This window comes from Aquabacterium sp. (assembly GCF_004297345.1).
In the GTDB taxonomy this organism is placed as follows: Bacteria; Pseudomonadota; Gammaproteobacteria; order Burkholderiales; family Burkholderiaceae_C; genus Aquabacterium.
The window spans coordinates 1-8,905 of the sequence record NZ_SCTN01000508.1; the positions used below are offsets into that span (position 1 = coordinate 1).

Genomic DNA, 8,905 nt, shown 5'->3' on the forward strand with positions numbered 1-8,905 from the left:
CACGCGACGTCAGCGTGGCGCTCAGTCGCCCGGTGGACAGCAGCATCCTCAACATCTTGCCGGCCACCGTGGCGGCTGTGCATGAAGAAGATGCCGCCAGCGTGATGCTGCGGCTCACGCTGCCTGACGGCAGTGCATTGCTGGCACGACTGACCAGGCGCTCGGTGCTGGCGCTGGGGTTGCAGACGGGGCAGACGGTCTTTGCTCAGATCAAAGGTGCCGCGTTGTTGCGCAGTTAAGCGCATGTCAGGGGGTATTTCCTGAGCATGTCGGGTTTGCCTGGGGATGTATCAGGTGTCGCCTCATTCGGTGAAACCCTGGCGAAAGCGCTTTCCGTCAATGCTTGGCCGTTGTTGCGAATCCGAAAAACACGGGTGACCCAGACACTGAACCGCATCCAAACCCATACCCGAAGCCCGGAGTCCCCATGCGATTCAGTCTGAGCCCCCAACGCCTGATGCTGTCTGCCACACAGGCTGCCGTTACCGCACTCGTGCTGTCGACCACGGCCCACGCCGCAACCCCTGATCAGTTCTACCAATACAGCGGCAGCACGCCCCTGGCCAACTTTGAGCCGGGCACGGTTCTCAGCAGCCGCAACATTGCGGTCTATCTGGCGGGTGTCAAGACGTCGTACACGGCCACGCAGGTCGTGTACCGCTCGACCGATGCCATGCAGCGCCCTGCTGCCAACGTGACCACGATCTTCACGCCCGATTGCAGCAAGGTCAGTTGCGCCAACAAGAACAAGGTGCTGTCGTACCAGTCGTTCTACGACTCGCTGAACCCTGAGGATGCGCCCTCGCGCGCTTTCGCTGGTGGCTCGCGTCTGCCAGACATCCTGCCTGCCGTGGAGACCTTGCTGTTTGGCAAGTATGTGAAGCAGGGCTACACCGTGATCATCTCTGACACGCAAGGCCAGAAGGCTGACTTCGCAGCCGGCCCGGAGTATGGCTACAACACGCTGGATTCGATCCGTGCCGCCTTCAACGCGCCTCAAATCGGGCTGGCCAAGGATGCCAAGGTCGCGATGATGGGCTACTCGGGCGGTGCCATCGCTACCGAATGGGCGGCCGAACTGGCCCCCACCTACGCGCCTGACTTGAAGCCCAATCTGATTGGCGCGGCCTTTGGCGGCACGCTGGTGAACCCCGAGCACAACCTGACCTACATCAACGGTGCAGCCCTGTGGGGCGGCGTGATGCCCATGGCGGTCGTCGGTATCGCGCGCTCCTATGACATCGACATCCAGAAGTACATGACCCCGCGCGGCATCGAGGTGTACAACCGGATCAACAAGGCCTCGATTGCCTACGTGCTGGGCCAGTACAGCAAGGTGACCTGGAAAGACATCGTCAAACCCGAGTACCAGGATCGCACCAAGTTGAAGGACTACGTGGAGGCCGCGAACAAGGTCATCATGGGTACCGGTGGCACCCCGGAGATCCCTCTGCAGATCGGTCAGGGTACCGGCGGTACTGGCGAGTTGACACAGCCTTCCCCGTTGTGGGGCAAGGGTGATGGCGTGATGATCGCGGGCGACGTTCGCACGCTGGCTCGTCAATACTGTGCCAAGGGCGTGCCCGTGCAGCACAAGGAATACACCACCAGCCACTTCGTGACCATGGTGAGCTGGATGCCTTGGGCCGCTGCCTGGGTGGATGACCGCTTTGCCGGCAAGGCTGCGCCGCAGAACTGCAGCAGCATCGCAGTGGGCAACCCCCTGACGCCTTTGACTTACAACCCTTGATGAAAGGGCGAGCCCTCAGACGCCTTGTGAGCGGATGAGGGCTTCGATGACCTCTGCGCCTGTGCCGCCTTGCGGATCCAGTTCGTGCACCTTGTTCAGGTAGGCCCGGGCTGACTCCGGGTCCTGGCGGCGCAGCCGTATGAAGGCCAGCGCCTTGAGTGTGAAGGCCCAGAAACGTGCTGGGCCAGGGGCCATGAAGTCTGCCATATCGGGCGTGACGACGCGCCAGTCATCGGGCAGCCCAGCCTGATCAGCGGCCACCTCCAGGCCCTTGAGTGCTGCCAGCTCCGCCTGCTCGAAGTCCGCATGCCGCGCATGGAACTTGTAGAGCAGGTAGTAAAGCGAAGGGCAGTTGGGCGCACACACCTGCGCTGTCCACAACAGGGCCAGGGCGCGCTCTGGTGTCTCCGCCGTGCGCGCCTGCTCAACCAGGCTTTTGACCTGCGGTGGCACATCCCCACCAAACAGATCGCTCGAGGCCTCGCCGGTGAGAATGTTCACCATGATGCCGCCGAGGCTGCCAGGCGCGCGACCACTTCGCCGCCGAGCAAGTGCTTCTCGAAGATCTCGGGTACATCTTCCGGCTTCACGCGGCTGTAGAGCACGCTGTCAGGAAAGACCAGCACGTTGACACCGCCATCGCAAGGGCCCAGACAACCCGAGTAGGTGATCCCCACCTGCTCATAGGCATTGCGCGCTTGCAGCTCCTTCCAGAAGGCCTGCAGTACGGCCTGGCTGCCCTGTGCGGCGCAGCAGCCCCGAGGGTGTCCGGGCGGACGTTGTTGGGAGCAAACGAAGACACTGCGTTCGGGGCGGGACATGCTGATTTCCTTTTAACCAAATTTGAAGAGGATGCCGTGGCCGCCGCGTGGGTACTCCCAATCCACATTGCTGTGCTCTGAGCAGATGATGCGGCAACTGCCACATTCAAGGCAGCCATCGGTGATCAGGGTCACGGCGCCATTGCCTTCTGCCTTGTAGCAAGAGGCCGGGCACACGAAGGTGCAGGAGCGGTCCTTGCAGTCGTCGCGGCACACGCTGGCATCCTTGATCTTGATGTGGGGGCGGCCGGCGTCGACCTTGTAGCGGTTCTGGAAGAGTTTCTCTTCCACGTTCACATTGATGGGGGTCATGGTGTCACTCCTGATTCAAGGTGTGGAAGAGACAGTCAGCGGAAGGCGCGCCACAGCTTGAAGGCATCGCCCACCAGGCCGGAGAAGGTTCGCGCGGTCTTGAAGCTGGAGAAGATCTCGCGTTCCTTGGTTTTCTTGTCGATGTTGTCGACCGTGACCATGGTGCGCGCGGCCTTGTTGAGCAGCTCGGGGTAGGTCGTGAAGAACTGCGGGTTCTCGTGGAAGACCTTGGGCATGTCTCGGTACTTCTTGAGGTCTTTCATCACGAAGGATTCATCCAGGGCCTTCTGATAGGCCTTCAGCGTCGCTGCATTCAGTTCCTTGTTGGCCGCCTTGGCCGCGATGATGGTCTCGGCCGCCAGTCGGCCCGTTGTCATCGCGAGGTTGGAGCCTTCGCGGTGCACGGCGTTGACGAAGCCACCCGAGTCACCCACGATCATCCAGCCATTGCCGTAAACCTTGGGGATGGCGAAGAAGCCGCCTTCAGGGATCAGGTGGGCGCAGTACTCCTTCATCTCGCCGCCCTGGATCAGCGGGGCAATCGAGGGGTGGCGCTTCATCTGCTCCAGCAGTTGATAGGGCGAGGTCTTGCTCTCGTTTTGCTTGAAGTCAGAGAGCATGCAGCCGATGCCCAGCGTGATCGAGTCCTTGTTGGTGTAGAGGAAGCCCGTGCCCATCATGCCGTCGGTGATCTTGCCGACCATCTCGATGACCACGCCTTCTTCATCCTTGATGTTGAAGCGCTGCTGGATCAGCTCTTCAGGCATGAAGTGGATCTCCTTGACGGCCAGTGCCACGTTGCCTGCCTTGACTTCCGGATGGAAGCCCGCCTTGCGTGCCAACGTGCTGTTGACGCCATCGGCCAGGATCACCACATCGGCGAAAACATCCCCCTTTTCGCGGTCGGTGCGCACGCCCACCACCTTGTCGCCGTCCATGATCAGCTCTTGCACCGTGGTTTCGCAGATCAGCAGGGCGCCGGCTTCGCGCACCTTGGAGCTGAACCACTTGTCGAACTGGGCGCGGATGATGGTGTAGCGGTTGTAGGGCGGCTTGTTGTAGTCCTCGCTGCGGAAGTGGCTGCCCACGAAGCTCGCGTCATCGAGCACCCACATGCGCTGTTCGATGATGTGGCGCTCCAGCGGGGCATCTTCGCGGAAGTCAGGGATGATGCGCTCCAGCGCGTCGGCGTAGAGGATGGCGCCTTGCACATTCTTCGAGCCGGGGTACTCGCCGCGCTCGATCTGCAGCACCTTCAGGCCCGCTTTGGCTGCCGTGTAGGCCGCGGCATTGCCCGAGGGGCCTGCGCCCACGACGATCACATCAAAGTCTTTTTTGCTCATGTCAATGCTCCTGATCGGTCATGGGAAAGGTCAAGCCACGCGCTTGATGCGCTGGTCGATGTGGGCCTGGAAGGCTTGCGTGAGCGCGGGCAGCACCTGCATGGCGTTGCCGACGATGCCGTAGTGCGCGAAGTCGAAGATGGGGGCGTTCGGGTCGGTGTTGATGGCCACGATCACGTCGCTGGCCTCCATGCCCACGCGGTGCTGGATGGCGCCGCTGATGCCTGCTGCGATGTAGAGCTTGGGGCGTACCGTCTTGCCGGTCTGGCCCACTTGCCGATCGGCTTCCACCCAGCCAGCCTGCACGCAGGGGCGGGTGGCGCCCACCTCGCCGCCCAGCACGCGCGCCAGGTCGAACACCAGCTTGAAGTTCTCGGGGTTCTTCAAGCCTTTGCCGCCGCTGACGATCACATCGGCATAGGGCAGGTTGATCTTGTTGCTGTGGGCGTCGGCGATGAAGTCCAGCAGCTTGGTGACGATGTTGGTTTCGATCAGGCCGAGGGTGTCTTCGCTGGTCGTGCCTGTGCGGTCAGCCTCGGCGCGGGGCATGGCCATCACGCGGGGGCGCACTGTGGCCATCTGCGGGCGATAGGCCAGGGTCATGATCGTGCACAGCAGCGAACCGCCGAACGTAGGCCGGGTGGCAGCCAGGGCGCGCGTGTTGGGGTCGATGGCCAACTCCGTGCAATCGGCCGTCAGGCCTGTCAGCAAGGTGGTGGCCACGGAGCCAGCCAGATCGCGGCCTTGCGAGGTGGCGCCCAGCAGCACGATCTCCGGCTTGTACTTGTTGACCAGGTCGGTCAGGCCTTTGGTAAAGGGCTCGTTGCGGTAACCCTTGAGTACCGTGTCGCGCATCAAGTAGACATGATCGGCGCCATAGGTAAAGGCCTCTTTGGCAAACTTGTCGAGGTCTTCATCCGGGCCGCCGAGCACCACGCCGCACAAAGGCGAGCCCAGTTGATCGGCCAGCTTGCGGCCTTCTCCCAGCAGCTCCCACGACACGCTGTGTGCATGGCCGCGCTCGTGCTCAATGAACACCCACACGCCTTTATAGGCCTTGAGTTCTTCTGACAGCTCCAGGTTGCGGCCGCGTCCAGCGGGTTTCAATGCAGGCTTGGCTTCACTCATGATGATGCTCCGTGTAAGGTGATGACAGCGTGTGGACGGGGGCGTTGATCAGGCACTGAACTTTTCGACGAGATCCTGCTCCAGCGTCGGGTGGCGCGTGAAGATGGACTGCAGCAGGTTGAGCGAGACATCACGCAGCGTGGAGGTCTCGATGCTGAGCATCTCGGCTTTTTCGGCGCGGGGTGTGGGTCCGAAAACGCGGCTCACGACCGTGGGCGAACCCTTCAGACCGATCTTGGTGACGTCTTCGATGCCGGCGTCATCCTTGTTCCACTTGCGCACCTGGTAGGCGGCCGCGTGGATCATCATGGGCAGCGTGGCAAAGCGCATCTCGTTGGTGTTCTCCAGCATGGTGACCAGTGCGGGCAGAGCGGTCTGGAGCACCTGCACCCCGCCTTCGCCTCGGCGCTCCACGGTGATGGTGTTGTTCTCCAGATCGGTTTCGACGATGCGCGACACATAGGTCAGCAGTTGCATGCCCAGTCGCTTGGCGATGCCGGGGCCCACCTGTGCGGTATCGCCGTCGATCGTCTGCTTGCCAGTGAAGACCATGTCGACCTTCTGCTCGCTGTTGATCTTGCGGATGGCCGCGGCCAGTGCATACGAGGTGGCCAGCGTGTCGGCGCCAGCAAAGGCGCGGTCGGTCACGAGGATGGCGTCGTCGGCGCCAAAGGAGACGCACTTGCGCAGCGCTTCTTCCGCTTGCGGCGGGCCCATGCACAGCATCGTCACCTTGCCGCCGAACTTGTCTTTCAGACGCAGGGCTTCTTCCAGCGAGAACAGGTCGTACGGGTTCACGATCGCGGGCACGCCCTGACGCATGATGGTGTTGGTCACGGGGTGGACGCGGATCTGGGCGGAGTCCGGTACCTGCTTGATGCAGACGACGATGTGCATGGTGATTTCCTTCTTGGGCTCTTGGTTCAGGCAGCGCGCGGCGCAGCAGGGACGGTGAAACTCGGGACTGCGCCACCATGCGAAGGCAGCGTCGACTTGAGGTTCTGCAGCGTGACGTGCTGATGACCTTCGGCTTCCTGGAAGACCTTGAAGACCTTCTCCTGAGCGGGCGTGGACTTCACGAAGTCTTCATACGCCTTGACCAGCAACTGGCGATAGCACTGGAACAAGGCCTGCTCGTTGTTCTCCGGCAGGTTCGGTTCCTGGCGGATGTATTGATAAAAACGCTTGAGGATGTGCAGCCTGCTCACATTGACGACGGCCTTGTCGTATGGCACGCCAAAGAAGTTCAGGAAGTCCTCAGCTGCAGAGAGCTGACGCAGTTTGTCGGCGAAGGAATCAGTCATGATCAGGCTCCTGTTTGGCGTCGCGATGACGGGCTGTAGGCGGTGCTGAAGGTGGGTTGCGAGCAGGTGTCATCGCAGGATTGGCAGATGGACTCGACCGTCGCATCCGGGCTTGTCATGTGCCGGATGAGCTTGAGTTCATGTTCGAGCTCGCTGATGCGGTCCAGCAGGCAGCCGATGGCTTTGCCCACCGGGTCGGGGATGAGGTGGTGATCGAGGTTGATGGCCATGCCAGCCTTGGCCGAGCTCTTGCGGTGTTCCTCACGTATCACCACGCGACCCGGGATGCCCACCACGGTGGCGGCCTCAGGCACGTTGTCGATCACGACCGAGTTGGCCGCGACCCGGGCACGGTGCCCGATCGTGATGGCGCCGAGAATCTTGGCGCCAGCCCCCACCACCACGCCATCGCCCAGGGTGGGATGGCGCTTGCCAGGTTGCCAGGTCGTGCCACCCAGCGTGACGCCGTGGTAGAGCGTGACGTCATCACCGATCTCGGCGGTTTCGCCGATCACGACGCCCGCGCCATGGTCGATGAAGAAGCGGCGCCCGATGCGTGCGCCCGGATGGATGTCGACGTTGGTGAACCAGCGTGCCACGAACGACAACCAGCGCGGCATGAAGCGCCAGCCAGCCCGCCACAGCGCGTGTGCCAGGCGGTGCAGCGCCATGGCCTGAACGCCTGGGTAGATGGTCCACACCTCGAACCGGTTGCGGGCTGCGGGGTCTCGTGCCAGCACGCAGGCGACGTCTTCCTTGAGGCAGGACCACCACGAAGGCTGGCTTGAGGCCTGGGACTGATCATTGGCGGACATGGCTTGGATCGCCTCCAGCGCAGGGTCTTCACGTTTCATGATGCTTGCCCCAGTGCGCTCGATGCTTCCAGCAAGAAGCGTTGCAATTCATCCGGCGTGGGCGAGCGCTTGGTGTGCACAGCGTGTTCGCGGATGCGCTCCAGCAGTGGCTGAACTTGTAGGTCGATCACGGGCAGGCCGAGTGCTTGATAGGCCGATCGCACCGCGCGCGAACCGGAGTGCTTGCCCAGCACAGTGCGTCGCTGGCGGCCCACTTCCGCGGGATCGAAGCCTTCATAGTTGCTGGGGTTCTTGAGCAAGCCATCGACATGGATACCGGACTCGTGCGTGAACACAGCCTCACCAACGATGCTCTTGTTGGCGGCCACCGGTCGGCCCGAGGCGCGCGCCACCAGTTGCGAGATGGCGACCAGATCGGTGGTGCGCACGCCGGTCTCCAGGCCGTGCAGATGGCGCAGGGCCATCACGACCTCTTCCAGCGCGGCATTGCCGGCACGCTCGCCCAGGCCGTTGACCGTGGTGTTGGCGTGCGAGGCGCCGGCACGCAAGGCGGCCAGCGTGTTGGCCGTGGCCAAGCCCAGGTCGTTGTGCGCATGGATCTCGATCTCCATGTCCACGGCGCCACGCAGGCGGCGGATGGCCTCATGGGTGGAGAAGGGGTCGAGCACACCGAGCGTGTCGGCAAAGCGGATACGGCGTGCACCAGCGCGTTCGGCCTGGCGCGCCAGCAGGTCCAGGAAGGCGGGGTCGGCGCGCGAGGCGTCTTCCATGCCCACGGATACCTCGTGGCCTGCTTCATGCACGGCGCTCACGTAATAGGCCACTTGGGCCAACGCCCATTCGCGGCTTTGTTGCAGCTTGTGCTGCAGGTGGATATCCGATACCGGGATGGAGAGGTGGATGATGTCGACATCGCACTGCATGGCGGCAGCGATGTCGGCTTCGCACATGCGGCCCCAGACCATGAGGCGGCTTTTGAGTCCGAGCGAGGCGATGCAGTTGATCGTCTCGATCTCTGCGGGGCCCATGGTGGGGATGCCGACTTCCAGTTCTGGCACACCCGCGTCTGACAAGGCCTTGGCGATGGCGCACTTCTCCGCGACCGTGAAGGCCACGCCGGCGGTCTGCTCGCCGTCACGCAGTGTCGTGTCGTTGATGATCGCGCTGTGCATGGTTGAAGACTCGGGCTGAAACAACATGGATGCAGGTGGAACTGCAATCGGTGTGCCAGTGGTCTTCGTGCGCTAAGTGATTGATTTGATTGGCTCGTGCGCTTGTATGTGTCGGCCTTGTGGCGTGTCGGGTTTCCGCCATTTCCCACATCCTTGCGTGTATGGCTTGGGCGCAGTCGCGGTATTCTTTCGAATCCTTGTCGACTTGCCCCACCAGGAACGCTGCATGCCCATTCGACTTGTCAAGCTAGGCTCCAGTC

General features: G+C 62.4%; 11 protein-coding genes. 2 read left to right on the top strand and 9 right to left on the bottom strand.

Annotated elements, in window-relative coordinates:
* The coding region (locus tag EPO09_RS19635) for a TOBE domain-containing protein (RefSeq protein WP_290645821.1) at positions 1–239 on the top strand (239 nt) is incomplete at its 5' end.
* A gap of 188 nt (positions 240–427) precedes the next feature.
* The gene (locus tag EPO09_RS19640) at positions 428–1,750 is read left to right on the top strand and encodes a lipase family protein (protein ID WP_290645823.1); all 1,323 of its coding nucleotides are present in this window, start codon (positions 428–430) and stop codon (positions 1,748–1,750) included.
* 15 nt (positions 1,751–1,765) lie between these two features.
* Here the strand turns inward: EPO09_RS19640 and EPO09_RS19645 are convergent, their stop codons facing one another.
* From EPO09_RS19645 to nifV, 9 genes are read right to left on the bottom strand one after another with little or no spacing between them, the layout of a single operon-like run.
* Positions 1,766–2,254, bottom strand: coding sequence for a hypothetical protein (locus EPO09_RS19645; protein ID WP_290645825.1), 489 nt, complete (start codon positions 2,252–2,254; stop codon positions 1,766–1,768).
* Positions 2,248–2,571 carry a (2Fe-2S) ferredoxin domain-containing protein gene (locus EPO09_RS19650; protein ID WP_290645826.1) on the bottom strand — a complete coding sequence of 108 codons (324 nt, stop codon included), beginning with the start codon at positions 2,569–2,571 and terminating at the stop codon, positions 2,248–2,250. The genes EPO09_RS19645 and EPO09_RS19650 overlap by 7 nt, the downstream gene beginning before the upstream one ends.
* A gap of 12 nt (positions 2,572–2,583) precedes the next feature.
* A complete protein-coding gene (locus tag EPO09_RS19655) occupies positions 2,584–2,883 on the bottom strand; it encodes a ferredoxin family protein (protein ID WP_290645828.1) in 300 nt (99 codons plus the stop codon).
* Positions 2,884–2,918: 35 nt separating this feature from the next.
* Positions 2,919–4,226 carry an FAD-dependent oxidoreductase gene (locus tag EPO09_RS19660; RefSeq protein ID WP_290645830.1) on the bottom strand — a complete coding sequence of 436 codons (1,308 nt, stop codon included), beginning with the start codon at positions 4,224–4,226 and terminating at the stop codon, positions 2,919–2,921.
* Positions 4,227–4,256: 30 nt separating this feature from the next.
* Entirely contained in the window at positions 4,257–5,354 is a 1,098-nt protein-coding gene (locus tag EPO09_RS19665) for an electron transfer flavoprotein subunit alpha/FixB family protein (protein WP_290645832.1), read from the bottom strand.
* Between the two features lie 48 nt (positions 5,355–5,402).
* Positions 5,403–6,251, bottom strand: a complete 849-nt coding sequence (locus EPO09_RS19670) for an electron transfer flavoprotein subunit beta/FixA family protein (RefSeq protein ID WP_290645834.1) — start codon at positions 6,249–6,251, stop codon at positions 5,403–5,405.
* 26 nt (positions 6,252–6,277) lie between these two features.
* A complete protein-coding gene (gene nifW / locus EPO09_RS19675) occupies positions 6,278–6,658 on the bottom strand; it encodes a nitrogenase stabilizing/protective protein NifW (protein ID WP_290645836.1) in 381 nt (126 codons plus the stop codon).
* A 2-nt stretch (positions 6,659–6,660) separates the two neighbouring features.
* Positions 6,661–7,512 carry a serine O-acetyltransferase gene (cysE, locus tag EPO09_RS19680; RefSeq protein WP_290645838.1) on the bottom strand — a complete coding sequence of 284 codons (852 nt, stop codon included), beginning with the start codon at positions 7,510–7,512 and terminating at the stop codon, positions 6,661–6,663.
* The gene (gene nifV / locus EPO09_RS19685) at positions 7,509–8,645 is read right to left on the bottom strand and encodes a homocitrate synthase (protein ID WP_290645840.1); all 1,137 of its coding nucleotides are present in this window, start codon (positions 8,643–8,645) and stop codon (positions 7,509–7,511) included. Before nifV ends, cysE begins: the two co-directional genes overlap by 4 nt.
* Positions 8,646–8,905: the final 260 nt, after the last annotated feature.

What these genes read in the sequence shown, in the direction of transcription:
- EPO09_RS19640 (WP_290645823.1), top strand. Translation starts at nt 428, where the DNA reads ATGCGATTCAGTCTGAGCCCCCAACGCCTGATGCTGTCTGCCACACAG.
- EPO09_RS19645 (WP_290645825.1), bottom strand. Translation starts at nt 2,254, where the DNA reads ATGGTGAACATTCTCACCGGCGAGGCCTCGAGCGATCTGTTTGGTGGG.
- EPO09_RS19650 (WP_290645826.1), bottom strand. Translation starts at nt 2,571, where the DNA reads ATGTCCCGCCCCGAACGCAGTGTCTTCGTTTGCTCCCAACAACGTCCG.
- EPO09_RS19655 (WP_290645828.1), bottom strand. Translation starts at nt 2,883, where the DNA reads ATGACCCCCATCAATGTGAACGTGGAAGAGAAACTCTTCCAGAACCGC.
- EPO09_RS19660 (WP_290645830.1), bottom strand. Translation starts at nt 4,226, where the DNA reads ATGAGCAAAAAAGACTTTGATGTGATCGTCGTGGGCGCAGGCCCCTCG.
- EPO09_RS19665 (WP_290645832.1), bottom strand. Translation starts at nt 5,354, where the DNA reads ATGAGTGAAGCCAAGCCTGCATTGAAACCCGCTGGACGCGGCCGCAAC.
- EPO09_RS19670 (WP_290645834.1), bottom strand. Translation starts at nt 6,251, where the DNA reads ATGCACATCGTCGTCTGCATCAAGCAGGTACCGGACTCCGCCCAGATC.
- nifW (WP_290645836.1), bottom strand. Translation starts at nt 6,658, where the DNA reads ATGACTGATTCCTTCGCCGACAAACTGCGTCAGCTCTCTGCAGCTGAG.
- cysE (WP_290645838.1), bottom strand. Translation starts at nt 7,512, where the DNA reads ATGAAACGTGAAGACCCTGCGCTGGAGGCGATCCAAGCCATGTCCGCC.
- nifV (WP_290645840.1), bottom strand. Translation starts at nt 8,645, where the DNA reads ATGCACAGCGCGATCATCAACGACACGACACTGCGTGACGGCGAGCAG.